Origin of the sequence: Simplicispira sedimenti (assembly GCF_022760965.1) — a bacterium.
Lineage (GTDB): Bacteria > Pseudomonadota > Gammaproteobacteria > Burkholderiales > Burkholderiaceae_C > Simplicispira > Simplicispira sedimenti.
Genome location: NZ_JAKVIJ010000019.1, coordinates 1 through 15,887 on the forward strand (window position 1 = coordinate 1; position 15,887 = coordinate 15,887).

General features: G+C 61.5%; 12 protein-coding genes and 2 pseudogenes. 3 read left to right on the top strand and 11 right to left on the bottom strand.

From position 1 onward, the window contains the following. Positions 1 to 393 precede the first annotated feature (393 nt). Positions 394 to 576, bottom strand: a pseudogene (locus MJ602_RS16030) (IS30 family transposase); the annotation flags it as partial. A 225-nt stretch (positions 577 to 801) separates the two neighbouring features. Next, positions 802 to 1,509, bottom strand: coding sequence for a hypothetical protein (locus MJ602_RS16035; protein ID WP_243021773.1), 708 nt, complete (start codon positions 1,507 to 1,509; stop codon positions 802 to 804). 77 nt (positions 1,510 to 1,586) lie between these two features. Here MJ602_RS16035 and MJ602_RS16040 point away from each other — a divergent pair, with 77 nt between their 5' ends. Then, positions 1,587 to 1,886 (top strand): MbcA/ParS/Xre antitoxin family protein, encoded by a 300-nt coding sequence (locus MJ602_RS16040; protein WP_243021774.1) that lies wholly within the window; start codon positions 1,587 to 1,589, stop codon positions 1,884 to 1,886. Positions 1,887 to 1,909: 23 nt separating this feature from the next. On the opposite strand, the gene MJ602_RS16045 is transcribed toward MJ602_RS16040, so the two are convergent. After that, entirely contained in the window at positions 1,910 to 2,512 is a 603-nt protein-coding gene (locus MJ602_RS16045) for a DUF4926 domain-containing protein (protein ID WP_243021775.1), read from the bottom strand. 325 nt (positions 2,513 to 2,837) lie between these two features. Between MJ602_RS16045 and MJ602_RS16050 the strand changes: the two genes are divergently transcribed. After that, the gene (locus MJ602_RS16050; RefSeq protein WP_243021776.1) at positions 2,838 to 3,428 is read left to right on the top strand and encodes an HAD domain-containing protein; all 591 of its coding nucleotides are present in this window, start codon (positions 2,838 to 2,840) and stop codon (positions 3,426 to 3,428) included. Positions 3,429 to 3,512: 84 nt separating this feature from the next. On the opposite strand, the gene MJ602_RS16055 is transcribed toward MJ602_RS16050, so the two are convergent. From MJ602_RS16055 to MJ602_RS16090, 8 genes and pseudogenes are all read right to left on the bottom strand, one after another. Beyond that, a complete protein-coding gene (locus MJ602_RS16055; RefSeq protein ID WP_243021777.1) occupies positions 3,513 to 5,177 on the bottom strand; it encodes an ABC-F family ATP-binding cassette domain-containing protein in 1,665 nt (554 codons plus the stop codon). Positions 5,178 to 5,463: 286 nt separating this feature from the next. Beyond that, positions 5,464 to 6,086 (bottom strand): annotated as a pseudogene (locus MJ602_RS16060) (tyrosine-type recombinase/integrase). Between the two features lie 296 nt (positions 6,087 to 6,382). Further along, positions 6,383 to 9,514 (bottom strand): efflux RND transporter permease subunit, encoded by a 3,132-nt coding sequence (locus tag MJ602_RS16065; RefSeq protein WP_243021778.1) that lies wholly within the window; start codon positions 9,512 to 9,514, stop codon positions 6,383 to 6,385. A gap of 15 nt (positions 9,515 to 9,529) precedes the next feature. Next, positions 9,530 to 11,134 carry an efflux RND transporter periplasmic adaptor subunit gene (locus MJ602_RS16070; protein WP_243021779.1) on the bottom strand — a complete coding sequence of 535 codons (1,605 nt, stop codon included), beginning with the start codon at positions 11,132 to 11,134 and terminating at the stop codon, positions 9,530 to 9,532. Further along, entirely contained in the window at positions 11,131 to 12,405 is a 1,275-nt protein-coding gene (locus MJ602_RS16075; protein ID WP_243021780.1) for a TolC family protein, read from the bottom strand. The genes MJ602_RS16070 and MJ602_RS16075 overlap by 4 nt, the downstream gene beginning before the upstream one ends. Further along, the gene (locus MJ602_RS16080) at positions 12,405 to 12,650 is read right to left on the bottom strand and encodes a DUF2789 domain-containing protein (protein ID WP_196995896.1); all 246 of its coding nucleotides are present in this window, start codon (positions 12,648 to 12,650) and stop codon (positions 12,405 to 12,407) included. Before MJ602_RS16080 ends, MJ602_RS16075 begins: the two co-directional genes overlap by 1 nt. Positions 12,651 to 12,773: 123 nt before the next feature. Further along, positions 12,774 to 12,986 carry a GDCCVxC domain-containing (seleno)protein gene (locus tag MJ602_RS16085; RefSeq protein ID WP_243021781.1) on the bottom strand — a complete coding sequence of 71 codons (213 nt, stop codon included), beginning with the start codon at positions 12,984 to 12,986 and terminating at the stop codon, positions 12,774 to 12,776. 27 nt (positions 12,987 to 13,013) lie between these two features. Next, complete coding sequence (locus MJ602_RS16090; protein ID WP_243021782.1) at positions 13,014 to 15,350, bottom strand: copper-transporting P-type ATPase; 2,337 nt, start codon at positions 15,348 to 15,350, stop codon at positions 13,014 to 13,016. A gap of 208 nt (positions 15,351 to 15,558) precedes the next feature. On the opposite strand from MJ602_RS16090, the gene MJ602_RS16095 reads away from it, so the two are divergent. Next, on the top strand, positions 15,559 to 15,882 hold the full coding sequence (locus tag MJ602_RS16095) for a hypothetical protein (protein ID WP_243021783.1): 324 nt from the start codon (positions 15,559 to 15,561) through the stop codon (positions 15,880 to 15,882). The last annotated feature ends 5 nt before the right edge of the window (positions 15,883 to 15,887 follow it).

Here is a 15,887-nt window from a genome sequence, read left to right on the forward strand (position 1 = left end):
CGGGGAGAACTTCGGTGACTTGTTCATAGCTCCATCTTCTCAAGTGTTGGAGCCTCCTCAAAACCCGGGGCGGTTCACGAGAGACCAAAACATCCAAACAACTGCGTCGTTCAGGGCCCCATGGCAAATTTCGACAGCTTGTTCAGCGTTGCCCTAAGAGTTGCTCCGAGCACGATGGATCGCACGCCATACCCATACCAAGGGAGCAAAGTAGTTCCGAACTGACTGTCTGGCAACATTACAAATGTTCATGTTGCCAGCGTACCTTTGCCTGCGTCATTACGCAACACAATCTCAACAGGCATGGTAGTCCTCCCTCTTGCATCAACCACCAGTAGGTCAGCCTGCACAAATGGCTTTCGACCACTTCTGCGCAACACCAGCGTAATCACCCAATTGCAGGCTCTCGTCGCGCGAATAAATACGTTTTAGCCAGCCAGCGATTTGCTCCGGCGACCAGAACATGCGCAGTTTGAGTGCGACGTTGCGAGCCAACGCACCGTTGTCTCTCAGCTTGCAGCGCTTGGGCCGCCGCGCTTGAACAAAAGTCGTGAAGTCGGCTTGGCTTGCTCGGTAACCGCCCAGGAGCTACCTCTCGTCCTTCGCACGATCCTGCATGTGAGTCCTCTGCCACTTTGAAGAGAAGTAGCCGAGGATCATGACGCCACTGAAAACCATGGTGCCAATGAAGATGGGATCGGAAAGTGCTTTCATGATGGGTCTTTGTAGCCTTGCGCAAGACTATGGTCAAGACGTCTTTTCTTCCACATAGCAGTTTCAAGCAGGCATCACTATGGTGGCTCACTCCGATACAGATGGAGATCGGCTTCCTTCGCAAGCCATCATTGCCAAGGAGGAAGACACGGTCGTTGGCTCTCGACTTTGATCGCGCAGCCAGCTCGCTCTGTCATACACAAAGCCCGGGAATTGCTGTGACAACGTGGTTTTGCGCAAGATGAGGTTGCGGGCCAAGTGGGCCACTTCTGCGACCTCTTGCTCGTTGCGCACTTCAAGCGGTGCCACCAGGGTCACACCCATGGCACAACTGAGACGCTCCCATTTCCATGACGGGCGAACCTCCAGGTCGATCCCATCCCGCATCAAGCGCGCTTCAATCTGGAATAGCTTGGCGTAGTATTGGCGCTGCGCCTCCGAAGGCTCGCCACTGGTGTAGCTGCTCCGCTTTTTTCGCCGGCCCGATTTGCCAACCATCTTGTAGTTCTGGGTTCCCCCTTCGAACAACCAGCAATCCTGGGGGCCGTCACCAGCCTCTTCCCAAGCCATAGAGCAGACGGCTTCTTTGAAGATGTCCCGAGGATGCCGCCACCACACCATGACGCGCCGTCCATTGAGGATGAAGCCCACGTCATCCCAGTACGAAAGGCTGTCGGGCCCCATGTTCCAGTACGCATGAGGGATGTACAGGCCACCCTCTGACAGGCGCCACTGGTGCGTGCGGTGGTACTCCCGCATGCGCCTGCCCAGAGACTCATAATGTGGATTCTTCATGCGGATCCTTACCCAAAGGAGCGGTGTGAACACTCAGCGCAATTGTTCAGGGCACAACCTGTGAAGGATGAATGGCGATGACAAAAGCCCGGGCTGCCACCACGAATGATATGGGCGAGAAGGCGCAGCAGGATCTGCTGCAGGACTGGGATCGCATGGCTCCCGTGGGTGCTGAATTCGGCAGTCCAGACTATGAGCGCCTCGAAGAACTCGACCACCTTGCCATCCTGGCCAAAGGAAGCCTGCTTGCGGCCCGCCGCTGGCTGGATGCCCCCAACCAGGCACTGGAGGGCATGACGCCTGAAGAGGTGGCCAGAACTCCAGAGGGTTTTGCGCGGGTGCGTCAGTTGCTGACCTCGTCAACAAAGGCACGATGACACGCCAAACGGAAAGACGTTGATCAAGGTGACAGGGGCTTCTGGCGGTGTTCTTCACTCTGAAGCAAGTCTTGTTGAGCCTCTTCACGCCCGGCGGAAATCTGCGCCGAAGCCAGATCCGCTGGTTGGAGCGTCTCGACGCAGACGGTATGCCCATCCTGTGTCAAGAACTCCACCTCATAAGCAGCACCTTGCCCATGGACGTGAACCACCACACCCAATGCGCCTGAATTCAGCGCATGTTTAGGAAGTGGTCTTTTGAGGGCGACTGCGGTGTGTTCCTGCAGCATCTCCAATACCTCGGTCAGGTGTGCGCTGAGTTCTTCGACGGTTTCACCTTGGGTGTGCGCACCTGGGATTCCTGGCACATGGCCCACCAGCAATCCCGTGCCCGGATCGCGTTCAATCTCAATGGACGGTACACCAAGGCCAGCGCTTTGCTCCTGCAGGAACTTTGCAATGTGGGGGGCGGAAGCCTGGATCGTCTGCACGCGGCCATCGACATACCCGGTGAGCGGGATGCCGGCGCGTGCAGTCGATACGACAGCGTTGGCCACAGCGTCCCTGGCGAGCTGAGTTACCTGATCAGCGTCCAATCCGCAAAAAGTAGGCTTCGCGCGTTCCATGCGTGGAAGGCTACAGCCATTGAGGACCGGGGGCAAGGCCAAGGTCTCCAGGTGCACTAACGGAAGCCGCGTTGCTACCTGTCATGCGCGACCCATTAGCTGGCGATTGGTTCAGATACCGGGAGCGATCAGCTTGTTCATTTTTTCGTCGTGTTCACGTTCCGTGAACATCGCTAAAAAGTGAACACCAGCGGCCACGGGTTTGGTGCAAGCACGGCTCCGAGCCAGCCTCTTTCCAGGTATTGGGGATGCACGCCGTTGGAATTTCTTGGCATCGGCCCCAGAACAACTGGCAAGGTCGGCCAGGCCGCTTCAAAATCGCTGCATGGTCAGCCAGACGCTCGATAGCGCTACTCCCTACATCCCGGCATCAGCGCCGCGCAGCGCTGACGTCGTGCTCTACCTTGATCTGGATGGTGTCGTCCACCACGAGGCGGTGCTCTGGCATCCCCGAAAGGGCATATACATGAGCCCTTATCAGGCGGCGGGCAATACGCTTTTCGAGTGGCTTCCCCACTTGGAAGAGGTGCTTGCGCCCTTTCCTGCGGTGGCCTTGGTGCTCAGCAGCACCTGGTGCATTCGGCCGGGCTACAACAAGACCCTCACATTGCTTCCCGATTCGTTGCGAACAAGGTTCATTGGGGGCACTTTTCACAAACGGGTGCATGGTGCGGATCCTTGGACTCTTGCATCGTTTCGCAGCAGCCCCCGAGGCGTGCAGGTCTTGGCGGACGCCCAGAGAAGAAAGCCAAGGCATTGGGTAGCTCTGGATGACGATATCGAGGACTGGCCCCAATCGGCACAAGCGCATCTGATTGCCTGTGATGGATCCATGGGACTGTCTTGTCCCCTTGTGAGGGATGCATTGCACCAGAAGCTCCTGCAGTTCCACTCACCGGGCAAGGACCGTCGATAGGCTCAGTCCTTTGGGCTGTGATCAGTCGGACTGGCGCTATGGGGCTGCCGGTTGTGGCAAGCGGTGAATGCCCCGTCCAACGGATTACTTTCCTGATTTGTCAGCGATGGCGAGCAGCTGGCATGCAGCCAAGTGGTCAACAGGCATGAGTGCCCAACCTTCGGTGCCAGGCACCAACAGATCCGTCAGCCACAGTTGCTCCAAGAAGGCGTGGTCATGCGATGCAACGATCAGCGCTCCCTGGTAGCTCGTCAGCAGCCTCTCCAACGCCTGCACAGAGGGCAAATCCAGGTGATTGCTGGGCTCGTCCAGCAGCAGCAAGCGCGGCGGCGTGTCTGCATAGAGAACACAGGCCAGGGCAGCCTTGAGGCGCTCCCCGCCGCTGAGCAATCCGCTGGGCATGGCAATCTTTGGCGCGTCCAGTCCCAGTTGTGCCAATCGCGTCCGCAGTTCGCCCTCACTCAGGGTGTGATTCACAGCCTGCAGTTGGCCGAGAACCGGGAGCTGCGCATCCAGGATGTCCAGCCCTTGGTCGAGATGCGCCACGCGGTCGGTAACCCTGCAAACACCTGCCATGGGATCGATTCGGCCGGCAAGCACCTTCAGTAGGGTGGATTTTCCGCAACCGTTGGGGCCCAACAATCCGATGCGCTGCTGCCCTCCCACCAGCAGGCTGATGGTACGAGTCGCCTGGGGCACAAACGGTAGTTCCACGTATTCCAGCTCTGCCACATTGCGTGGGGCAACTCCAGGATTGGGGGACTCGTGCAAGTGGATGTGCAGGTCGTCTGCAGCCTGTGCGGCTGCTTCGCGCACGCGCTGTGACAGTTCGAGCCGCGCATCCGCTTGCAGTCGGCGCAGTTTCCCCATGGATTGTTCGCTGCGCTCCTTTTGGCGATCGAGCAGGATCTTGGCCTGGTTAGCCTGCTTGCCACTGCGTGTGCCTCGCGCCTGGCGCTTCTCCTGACGTTCGCGCTGTTGCCGCATGGACTGCTCTTCGCGCCGTCGATCGAGCTTGGCGCGGTCGAGTTCGACGAGTGCGTTTTGCTTTTCCTGTGCTTTGGCCTGCGCATAGAAAGCATAGTTGCCCCCGTAGCTTCGCAAGCCCAGGGAGGACAACTCGACGATGCGATCCATGCGCGCCAATAACAGACGGTCATGGCTGATCACCAGCAGTCCGCGCTCCCAGTGATGCAGCCATTCGATCAAGGCCCGACAGCTGTGCTGGTCAAGGTGGTTGCTGGGTTCGTCCAGGATGAGGAAATCCGCGTTAGACAGTTGGGCGCCAATCAAGGCCACCCGCATTGCCTCACCGCCGCTGAGCACGCCGGCCGGTGTGATGGGATCCAGATGTGTGAGGCCTTGCTGCGCCAGTGCCTGCCCAAGCTGCTGTTCGATGTCCCATCGATCGGCGACCACGTCGAAATCCGCCTGCGCGGAACTGCCGGCCTCGATGCGCTTGAGCGCATCCAGCACGCCTTGCACGCCTGCCAGATCGGCAACGGTGGTGTCCGCGCGTGGGCTGACCTGTTGGGCGAGGCAATGCACTGCACCTGTTCGCACACAGCGCCCACGGGTGGGCTGCAGTTGGCCCGAAAGAATGCGCGCCAGAACGGTCTTGCCGCTGCCATTGCGTCCGACCAGGCCGGTGTGCCGCTGGTCAAAGTTTTCGTTGAGATCGGAAAAAAGCGTTTCGCCGTTCGGCAGGACGTAGGACACGCCCTCCAGGGAGAGATGAGAAATCGCCATACATGGTCCAAAGATGCAAAGAGCTCCCCCGCGTCGTGGGGGCAGTGGAGATTCGCCGTCGCGTTGACGGCCGCATCAGTGGCGCATGGGACTCGATCCTCCGGTGGATGGTTGTGGGCAGCGAATTCTAGAAATGTTTGCCTGGGCGTGCAATCGTGGTGCAATGTTGACGTCGGTTTAGGCTGATTGCAGCCGCTCGGAGTTGAGACTCGAACGACCGGCTGCTCCAGAAGCAGCCGGTCATTGGCAGCTAGCGCTTTCGTCTCATCGATTGCGGCGACTGCCCTTAAATTTCCGTTTGCTCGGAAATCTCCAGGGCATCATCAACCTCGATGCCAAGGTACCTGACCGTTGATTCCAGCTTTGAGTGCCCAAGGAGCAATTGCACTGCGCGCAGATTCTTTGTTCGTCGGTAAATCAGCGTTGCCTTGGTCCTTCGCATGGAGTGTGTGCCGTAGTCCGCGCGGTCCAGTCCAAGGTCGTCGACCCAATGCCCAAGAATTCTGGCGTACTGTCGGGTTTCAAGATGAGGTGAATCGTGGAGCCTGCTTGGAAACAGGAATTGTTCTGACTTCAGCCCGGCCTGTTTGATCCACGTCTGCAGGGCGTCTCGGGTGGTCTGTGTGATTTCGAATTGCACCGGACGCTGAGTCTTGCTCTGCATGACGATGACACGTGTGGCCATCTGATCTCCATGGCACACGTCCCGGACCTTGAGGGCCACAAGGTCGCATGCGCGCAGCTTGCTGTCGATGCCTAGGTTGAACAGTGCAGCTCACGCACCCGACCTTCAATCTGGAGGCGGACATGCAGCGCCCAAATGTCCTTCAGCTTAAAAGGTGCCTTTTGCCCGACGATCTTTCCCTTGTTCCACGGCTCGCGATGATCGGCATTACCTGCGGTTTTCATGATGGTCTCCCACCGAGTTGAGGGCTTTATAGGATGCGCCCTCGCATCGTTAGATTACCGTCTATTACCCGCAGCTAGCGAACAATGTGCAGCGCTCGGCGTCGACGTCCGACACAGACATCGCCGATGTACCCGGTATGCGCTGCACCGAATCGGGTGATCTGTCCGTCATGACGCGCATAGGCTCGAGTGCCCCGCACCAATCGCATGGAGATTGACCGGAGCCATCAGAGTCGTCGTCTACATGCTCCCTCCATCAGGTAACAGATGAGAGAAGCCTCAAGTATTTGACGGAATTAGGCCACCACGCTTTTTAGTTTCCATTGTTTGACCAGGCCGTAGATCGCCGGAATCACCGCCAGCGTGAGCACGGTCGAAGAAATCATCCCGCCCACCATCGGTGCAGCGATACGACTCATCACTTCCGAGCCGGTGCCGGTCCCCCACAGGATGGGCAGCAGGCCCGCCATGATGGCAACCACGGTCATCATCTTGGGGCGCACCCGTTCGACTGCGCCTTCCATGATGGCTTCGTAGAGGTCGGCCACGCCAGGCTCCTTGTTCTCCGATCGGCGCCGTGCCTGAATTTCTTCCCAGGCATGGTCGAGATAGATCAGCATGATGACGCCCGTCTCTGCTGCCACCCCGGCCAGTGCGATGAAGCCCACCGCGACAGCCACCGACATGTTGTAGCCCAGCCACCACATGAGCCAGATACCCCCCACCAGGGCAAACGGCACCGACAGCATGACGATCAAGGTTTCGGTCAGGCGCTTGAAGTTCAGGTACAGCAGCAGGAAGATGATGAGCAAGGTGACCGGGATGACGACCTTCATCTTCTGCACCGCGCGCTCCATGGATTCGAACTGGCCGCTCCAGGTGGCGTAGTAGCCGGGCGGGAACTGAACTTGCTCGTTCACGGCCTTGCGCGCGTCGGCCACATAACCGCCGATGTCGCGGTCCCGGATGTCGACAAAGATATAGGCCGACAGCAGCGCGTTTTCGGTACGGATGCCGGGTGCCCCCTTGGCGACTTCCACGCGCGCCACCTGTCCCAGCGGGACCATGGCGCCGTCCATAGTGGGCACCAGCACTTCACGGGCGATCTGCTGCGGGTCGGCGCGCAGCTCGCGCGGGTAGCGCACCGTCACGCCAAAGCGCTCGCGGCCTTCCACCGTGGTGGTCACCATTTCGCCGCCCAGGGCCGTGCCAATGACGTCCTGCAGCTCTCCTACCCCCAGGCCGTAGCGTGCCAGTTGCGCCCGGTCGGGTTCAATATTGAGGTAAAAGCCCCCTGTGATGCGTTCTGCGAACGCCGAGGTCGTTCCGGGCACCTGCTTAACCACGGTCTCGATCTCGCGCGCCAGGCGCTCCATCTCGCCCAGGTCCTTGCCGAAGACCTTGATGCCAATGGGCGTGCGGATGCCGGTGGAAAGCATGTCGATGCGGGCCTTGATGGGCATGGTCCAGGCGTTGGACACGCCAGGAAACTGCAGTGCCTGGTCCAACTCCGCGATCAGCTTGTCGATCGTCATGCCCGTGCGCCACTCGGACTCCGGCTTGAGGTTGATGACGGTTTCGAACATCTCGGTCGGTGCCGGGTCCGTGGCCGTGTTGGCGCGCCCGGCTTTGCCGTACACCGACGCCACCTCGGGGAAGCTCTTGATGATCTTGTTCTGCGTCTGCATCAGCTCGGCCGCCTTGGTGATGGACATCCCGGGCAGCGACGCGGGCATGTACAGCAGCGTGCCTTCGTTGAGCGTGGGCATGAACTCCGAGCCGAGCTGGCTGGCGGGGTAGAACGACACGCCCAGCACGATGATCGACGTGGCAACCGTCAGTTTCTTCCACCGCATCACGGCGGCGATGATGGGACGGTAGATCCAGATGAGGAACCGGTTCACCGGGTTGCGTGCCTCCGGCATGATGCGCCCACGGATGAACAGCATCATCAGCACGGGCACCAGCGTCACCGACAGTAGCGCGGCACCGGCCATGGCAAAGGTTTTGGTATAGGCCAGTGGCGAGAACAGGCGGCCTTCCTGCGACTCCAGCGTGAACACCGGCAGGAAGGACACGGTGATGATGAGCAGCGAGAAGAACAAAGCCGGGCCCACCTCCTTGCAGGCGGCAATCATGGCTTCCACGCGATCGGTGTTGGTGTGCTCCTCGGGCAGGCGCTCCAGGTGCTTGTGGGCGTTCTCGATCATGACGATGGCCGCGTCCACCATGGCACCGATGGCAATGGCGATGCCCCCCAGGCTCATCAGGTTGGAGTTCATGCCCAGGAGGCGCATGGAGATGAAGGCGATCAGCACCCCCACCGGGAGCATCAGGATCGCCACCAAGGCTGAGCGCACATGCATCAGAAAGACCACGCAGACCAGCGCGACGATCAGGCTTTCTTCGATCAGTGTGCGCGTGAGCGTTTCAATCGCGCGGTGAATCAGGTCGGAGCGGTCGTACACCGCCTCGATGGTGACACCCTGCGGCAGGCCGGTCGACACCTCGGCGATCTTCTCCTTCAGGTTGTGAATCACTTCCAGCGCGTTCTGGCCGTAGCGCGCCATGGCGATGCCCGAGACCACCTCGCCCTCGCCATTGAGCTCCGTCAGACCCCGGCGCTCGTCGGGCGCCAACTCCACGCGGGCGATGTCACGGATGAGAACCGGCGTGCCCTTGTCGGCCTTGACCACCAGGTTCTCGATGTCGCCAACGCCGCGCAGGTAGCCCTTGCCGCGCACCATGTACTCGGTCTCGGCCATCTCCACCACGCGGCCGCCCACGTCTCGGTTGGAGTCGCGCACCACCTGCGACACCTTGGCCAAGGGAATACCGTAGGCGCGCAGCTTCACCGGGTCGACGGTGATCTGGTAGGTCTGCACGAAGCCGCCGATCGACGCCACCTCGGCCACGCCATGGGCCTTGGTGAGCTGGTAGCGCAGGTACCAATCCTGCAGCGTGCGCAGCTCGGCCAGGGTCTTGTCCTTGGCCAGCAGCGCATACTGGTAGACCCAGCCCACGCCGGTGGCGTCTGGCCCGATCTGCGGCGTCACGCCCTTGGGCATGCGCCCGGCGGCGAAGTTGAGGTATTCGAGCACGCGCGAGCGGGCCCAGTAGATGTCGGTGCCGTCCTCGAAAATGATGTAGACGAACGAGGCGCCGAAGAAGGAGAAGCCGCGCACCACCTTGGACTTGGGGACCGACAGCATGGAGGTGGTCAGCGGGTACGTGACCTGGTCCTCGACCACCTGCGGGGCCTGGCCCGGGTATTCGGTGTAGACGATGACCTGTACGTCCGACAAGTCCGGCAGCGCGTCCAGCGGCGTCTTGAGCACGGCATAGACACCGCCGACGATGACGAACAGGGTCGCCAGCAGCACCAGGAAACGGTTTCTCCCCGACCAGTCAATGATCTTCGCAAGCATGGTGTTTCCCGAGGATCAGTTGTGGCCGGCGTGCGGATTGGCCGTGGTTTTGCCACGGGGCTTGGCGGCGGTGATCACCCACTCGCCCTGGCCGCGTTCGACGAATTCGAACGCCACCGCCGCGCCCGGTTGGAGGTCCTTCAGCAAGGCACTGTTCGCCACCTTGAACTCCATGGACATGGCCGGCCATTTGAGGCTGGCCACCGGGCCATGCGCCAGGGTGACCGTGGAGGTTTTGGTGTCAACCTCCTCCACCGTACCTTCGGCCTGGTGGCCCACGCCGGTGACGGCCTGGGTACTGGTGGAACCCTCCGTGGGGATTTGCGCACCGTGTCCTGCATGTCCCAGGCTCCCGACGGCAGCCTTGAGGTTGCTTTCCGCATCGATGAGGAAGTTGGCGGCCACCACCACCATCTCGCCATCCCGCACGCCCTCGATGATTTCGATGCGGTCCTCGCTGCGGGCACCGACCTTCACGTCACGGGGCTCGAAACGGCCCTCCTGGAGTTGCACCAGCACGATCTGGCGCGTGCCGCTGTCGATGACGGCCGACGCCGGCACGGTCAGGACAGACCCCTTCGAGGTGGCGGGCAGTTCCACCTGGGCAAACATGCCCGGCTTCAGCAGTCCGCCTGGATTGGCCAATTCCACCCGCACGGGCACGGTGCGGGTTTCCGCCGTGAGCGTGGGATAGACGTAGGTGATGGAGCCGGTGAACACCTTGTCGGGGTAGGCATTGATGCGAACCGATGCCTTCGCGCCGGGCTTGACCAGGCCGATGTCCTGCTCGAACACATCGGCGATCACCCACACGGACGATAGATTGGTGACCTGGTAGAGCGCGTCGCCCGGCATGAAGCGCATGCCTTGCACGGCCTTCTTTTCGGTCACGATACCGGCCACCGGCGAGCGGAACGTGAGCGTGCGGCGCGCCGCGCTCGACTGGGCCAGCGCCTTCACCTGTTCGTCCGAAATATCCCAGTTGCGCAGGCGCGTCAGGCTGGATTCGGCGAGCTGGCGCATGCCGTTCTGCGTTTCCTCGCTGGCGCCTTTCAAGGCATCGACCCCCTGGGCGGCGATGGCGTATTCGCGCTGCGCCGACACCAGCTCCGGGCTGTAGACCTCGAACAAGGGCTGGCCCTTGCCCACGGCCTGTCCGGTCGCATTGACATGCAGGCGTTCCACATAGCCCTCGAACTTGGGCGTGATGGCGTAGGTCAGGCGCTCGTCGGGTTCCACGCGGCCTGCGGCGCGCACCATCTTGTCCAGGGAGCGCAAACTGGCGGCCTCGACACGAACCCCGAGCTTCTGGACCTTGTCGGTGCTGATCTTGATCTGATGGGCGCTCCCAGCATCCGGCTCTTGCTCGCCTTCATAGACCGCGATGTAGTCCATCCCCATCGGGTCCTTCTTGGGCGTGGGTGAGGTATCGGGCAACCCCATCGGATTGCGGTAATACAGAACCTTGCGCTCCTTCTTGTCACTTGCCGAACCCACTGTCGAAACCGCTTGCGTCGCCTCGTGCGCGGCGGATTGCCGCTGGCCGTACCAGTAACCGCCGCCCGCGGCCAGTGTCGTGGCCGCCAGCACGAGCGCGCCCACCTTGAGATTTGTTGTCACAGTTCTTCTCCAACGATGCGCTCGATGTCTGCCAGCCGCGTTTGCGCGGCCACACCTGCCTTGACCTGGTTGAGCTTGGCCTGGCGTATCTGCCTCTGGGCATCCAGCAGCGTGGCGAAGTCCACCTTGCCCGATTCATAGCCTGCCAATGCAGACCGGTAGGTCAGTTCCGACTGGGGCAGCAGGCTCTCCGTGGTCAATGCCAGCGTGCGGCGCGCTGCCTCCAGGCCAGCGACGTTTTCGTATAGATCGGCGAGCACCTGGTTGGTGGCGACTTCGCGGCGCGAGCGCGCGGCCTCCACCATGGCCTGCGCCTCCCGTTCCTGCGCGCGCCGGGTATCCTGCTGCAGCGGAATGGTGACCTCGACCATCAGTTCCCATTCGCGGATCGACTTGCCGTACTGGATGGGCGAGAGCCCCACCATGAAGTCCGGATAGCGGTTCTTGTAGGTGAGTTCGCGGTTCTTTTCGGCGGCGAGGATCTGCGATTCCTCGGTTCTCAACAGCGGATTACTGGCCCGCGCACGCTGCTCCAGGACATCGAAGCGCATGCTCTCGGACGCAGGAAGCGTGCGAATGCGCTCCGGCGTGGCCAACGTCTCGCTGGCGGGACGCCCCACGAGCGCTTTCAACCGCGCCTGCAGCTGGCTGCGTTCCGCTTCAAGTGCGATCAATTCATTGCGCATGCTGGTCTGCTCCAGCTGCGCGCGGATCACGTCCTGCTGCGCCGCCAGTCCGCTGGCATAGCGCACCTGGGCCACCTTCTCCAGGCGTGCCATCAGATCCAGGATCTCCCGGGTGAGCCGTTCATTCTGGTCAAGGTAGTAAAGCTGAGCGTAGGCCGTCTTGATCTTGGCGGCCAATTCGCTCCAGGTACCCGCCACCCGTCCCCGCGCTGCCTCTGCCTGCAGTTCAGCGGCTTCACGCTTGAGGCCCCGTTTCCCGAACCATGGCAGCTCCTGCGTGAAGATGTAGCGTGTGCTGCCGACCCGCCCTGGCAGCAGCGTCGGATTGCGCTCGCCCATCCGGGTGATGTCGCGCAGCTCCATGCCGAACTTGGGGTCGGGCAAGGCCCCGGCGGGCAGCACCCGCTCTGCGGCGGCATCGGCTTCGAACTGCATGCCGGCGAACTCTGGATTGCCCTCCCGCGCCGCAACCAACAGCCCTTCCAGATGGGCACCGAGCCGCACCTCCTGGCTGAAACTTGCCTGGCTGAAAACGAGTGCCAGCACAGCGGCGCCGACGGATAGTCTCAAGCGGATCGCGGGCATCACTTACCTTCCGATCCACGCAAGGCAGTGTTCAATTGGTCAACGACCTCCGCCCAATCCGCATCCAGCAATATTTCATCCCGCAGCAGGGACGATTGCGCTTCGCTCCAGAAAGGGGCGTTTTCCAGCCGGATGGATGGGTGGAGTGGGCTGTGGCGCGCCAGGAATTCCTGGATGCTCCGGGTGTCAGAGGCCAGCCCCAGTTGTTGAAATAGCTCGGTGAACCGATGGTAGGTCGAATCCATGGTGTTGATTCCCTCAGTGTTCTTGCCGGCGCGTCGGATCAGGAGCGCCATCCCATGCAGCCATTCTCGACAGGCGGGCCTGATAGAAGGATGAGCCTCAGATTACTTTTCTGTTATCTGCGGCTAACTGCAGCAACTGCGCTGCAGCTGTACCGACGGGCAAGGCATGGATCTGAACGAGCAAAACACGCAGCAATCCTCCGGGCGAGGTCGCAGAAGTGCCTTGCACTGGCGGCATTCGTAGAAATACTGGCAGGCATTCGTGGGCATCGATTCCTGCCGTGCGAAGCCGCAGTGCGGGCAGGTCAGCACGGATTCGAGAAGAGCGGCATTCATGGTTTTTGCGGGGAGGTGCCTACACCATCAATGGCCACGGCGCAGTCGCAGCGCATTGAAAATCACCGACGCCGAACTGAGGCTCATCGCCAATGCCGCGATCAGAGGGGACAGAAGCCACCCGGTGAACGGATACAGCACGCCAGCGGCAATCGGCACGCCGATGCCGTTGTAGACAAAAGCGAAGAGCAGGTTCTGGCGCATGTTCCGGACGGTGTCGACGGAAATGTCCCGTGCTGCCGTGATACCGCGCAAGTCGCCCTTGACCAGCGTGACCTGGCCGCTGTTCATGGCCACGTCGGTGCCGGTGCCCATGGCCACGCCGACGTCGGCCTTGGCCAACGCGGGGGCATCGTTGATGCCATCGCCGGCCATGGCGACGATATGGCCGCTTCTCTGAAGCTTGTCCACAAGCTCCAGCTTGTCGGCAGGCTTGACCTCTCCATGCACTTCGTCGATGCCGAGCCTGGCCCCCACGGCCTTGGCCGTGGTCAGGCCGTCGCCGGTCGCCATCACGATGCGCAGGCCGCTGGCATGGAGCGTCCGGATCGCATCCGGTGTGGTGGACTTGATGGGGTCGGTCACAGCCAGAATGCCTGCCAGCTGCCCGTCCACGGCCAGGTGCATCACGCTGGCGCCGTCGCCGCGCAGCCGCTCGCCGTCGGCCTTGAGCGCATCGGTGGCAACACCCTCTTGCTGCATCAAGGCGGTGTTGCCCAGGACCAGGCGCCGGCCCTCGATCGTGCCGCGCACGCCGATGCCGCTGCCGGACTCGAAATCGGCAGGCTTGACCAGCTCCAGCCCCTTGGCGCGCGCGGCGCTGACGATGGCGTCGGCCAGCGGGTGCTCGCTGCCCTGGTCCAGGCTGGCAGCGAGGCGCAGCACCTCGTCGGGCGTGTAGCCCGTGGCCGCCACGGCCGTGTCGAACGCGGGCTTGCCTTCGGTCAGCGTGCCGGTCTTGTCCACGATCAGGGTGTCTACCTCACGCATCTTCTCGATGGCGCCAGCATCGCGGAACAGCACTCCCTGTGTCGCGGCACGCCCTGTGGCCACCATCACCGACATCGGCGTGGCCAGCCCCAGCGCACAAGGGCACGCGATGATCAGCACCGCCACTGCGTTAATCAAACCAAACACCCAGCTAGGTTCCGGACCAAACAAACCCCAGACAAAGAAGGTGGCAATGGCGATGAGCACCACCACGACCACAAATTTGCCGGCCACCACGTCGGCCATGCGCTGCATGGGGGCCTTGGAGCGCTGGGCGTTGGCCACCATCTGCACGATCTGCGACAGCATGGTGGCCGCGCCCACTTTCTCGGAGCGCATCACCAGGGCTCCGCTGGTGTTCAGCGTGGCGCCGATCACCTTGTCGCCGATGCGCTTGGTCACAGGCACGGGCTCGCCCGTCAGCATGGATTCGTCCACGGCGCTATGGCCCTCGGTCACCACGCCATCGACAGGCACCTTCTCGCCGGGACGGATGCGCAGCAGGTCGCCGACATGCACATGGGCCAGCGGCACGTCTTCCTCGCTGCCGTCGGTATTGATGCGACGCGCAGTTTTGGGTGCCAGGCCGAGCAGTGCCTTGATCGCGGCAGAGGTCTGTGAACGGGCCTTGAGTTCGATGATCTGGCCCAGCATCGTCAGCGAGATGATGACCACGGCCGCCTCGAAATAGACCGCCACGCGGCCCATGGAAACGAACGAGTCCGGGAACACGCCGGGCGCTGCCGTGGCGACCAGGCTGTAGAAGAAGGCCGCGCCCGTCCCCAAACCGATCAAGGTCCACATGTTGGGACTGCGCTGGACGAGCGACTGCCAGCCGCGGACAAAGAATGGCCCGCCCGTCCACGCCACGACAGGCAACGACAGCACCAACTCCACCCAGGTTTGTACCCTCATGTCAAACCATCCGAGACGATGCCCGAACATCGCCAAGATCGTCACGCTCACCGTGAGTGGCAATGTCCACCAGAAGCGCTGCTGAAAATCGCGCAACTCATGGTTGTCTTCCTCGTCCAGGGGAATGATGGGCTCCAACGTCATCCCGCACTTGGGGCAATTGCCGGGATGGTCCTGCCGCACTTCAGGATGCATGGGGCAGGTGTAGACCGTTCCAGCCGGCGCTGGCGGTGGCTCGATGGGCGCATCGACATGCGCCGATGCTGCGTGCGGCCCCGGTGATTCACCATGGACGTGGCCGTGGTGATGACCGTGGTTATGACCATGCTGATGGCCTTCTTGGATCGGCGCCCCCTCTGGCACCAGAAGCATCTGGCACTTGGGGCAGCGCCCCGGGTGGTCCTGCCGAATTTCAGGATGCATGGGGCAGTGGTAGATAAGCGCTGTGCTTGCTGGCATGGTCTGTGGCTCCAGGTTCAACTCCAAGGTGACAACGGGCACCGGTCGCGGGGTCAGGTCGGGCTGAGGAAATGCCTCGCGCGGCCGGTGAAATGAAGGAAACGTAATTTGCTGGTCATCGTTTTGTTGGCCACAGATTCATACAGTCTGTCCGTGCCTTTCGCACAGGCAGGACATCCCGCCCCAACCCATAGACAAGGACTTCAAGATGATTGCAAAGACCATTTCTTTCTCGCTCACCGTTGCCCTCATGGCTCTGTCCGGCATGGCCCAAGCAACCTCTGCTTGGCATCAAGGAAATGGTGATGTGGTTCACATCACGCCCGAGCACATTGGGCAAAACACGGCCAAGCGCACCCTGGATCCGAAAGTCCATGACCAGATGCTCCACGGTGACTCGGTGGCCCCGCAAATGGGGCAGAAATTCGATGAGGCCACTGCGGGCAGCAAGACGCGGCAGCAGGTTGTCCAGGAACTGCTCAGCCAATCCATCAACGAGCGCGAGCAAATGAAAAAGCTCTACGCCAACTGATCGTT

What these genes read in the sequence shown, in the direction of transcription:
- MJ602_RS16095 (WP_243021783.1), top strand. Translation starts at nt 15,559, where the DNA reads ATGATTGCAAAGACCATTTCTTTCTCGCTCACCGTTGCCCTCATGGCT.
- MJ602_RS16050 (WP_243021776.1), top strand. Translation starts at nt 2,838, where the DNA reads ATGGTCAGCCAGACGCTCGATAGCGCTACTCCCTACATCCCGGCATCA.
- MJ602_RS16075 (WP_243021780.1), bottom strand. Translation starts at nt 12,405, where the DNA reads ATGCCCGCGATCCGCTTGAGACTATCCGTCGGCGCCGCTGTGCTGGCA.
- MJ602_RS16065 (WP_243021778.1), bottom strand. Translation starts at nt 9,514, where the DNA reads ATGCTTGCGAAGATCATTGACTGGTCGGGGAGAAACCGTTTCCTGGTG.
- MJ602_RS16055 (WP_243021777.1), bottom strand. Translation starts at nt 5,177, where the DNA reads ATGGCGATTTCTCATCTCTCCCTGGAGGGCGTGTCCTACGTCCTGCCG.
- MJ602_RS16040 (WP_243021774.1), top strand. Translation starts at nt 1,587, where the DNA reads ATGACAAAAGCCCGGGCTGCCACCACGAATGATATGGGCGAGAAGGCG.
- MJ602_RS16035 (WP_243021773.1), bottom strand. Translation starts at nt 1,509, where the DNA reads ATGAAGAATCCACATTATGAGTCTCTGGGCAGGCGCATGCGGGAGTAC.
- MJ602_RS16090 (WP_243021782.1), bottom strand. Translation starts at nt 15,350, where the DNA reads ATGCCAGCAAGCACAGCGCTTATCTACCACTGCCCCATGCATCCTGAA.
- MJ602_RS16085 (WP_243021781.1), bottom strand. Translation starts at nt 12,986, where the DNA reads ATGAATGCCGCTCTTCTCGAATCCGTGCTGACCTGCCCGCACTGCGGC.
- MJ602_RS16045 (WP_243021775.1), bottom strand. Translation starts at nt 2,512, where the DNA reads ATGGAACGCGCGAAGCCTACTTTTTGCGGATTGGACGCTGATCAGGTA.
- MJ602_RS16080 (WP_196995896.1), bottom strand. Translation starts at nt 12,650, where the DNA reads ATGGATTCGACCTACCATCGGTTCACCGAGCTATTTCAACAACTGGGG.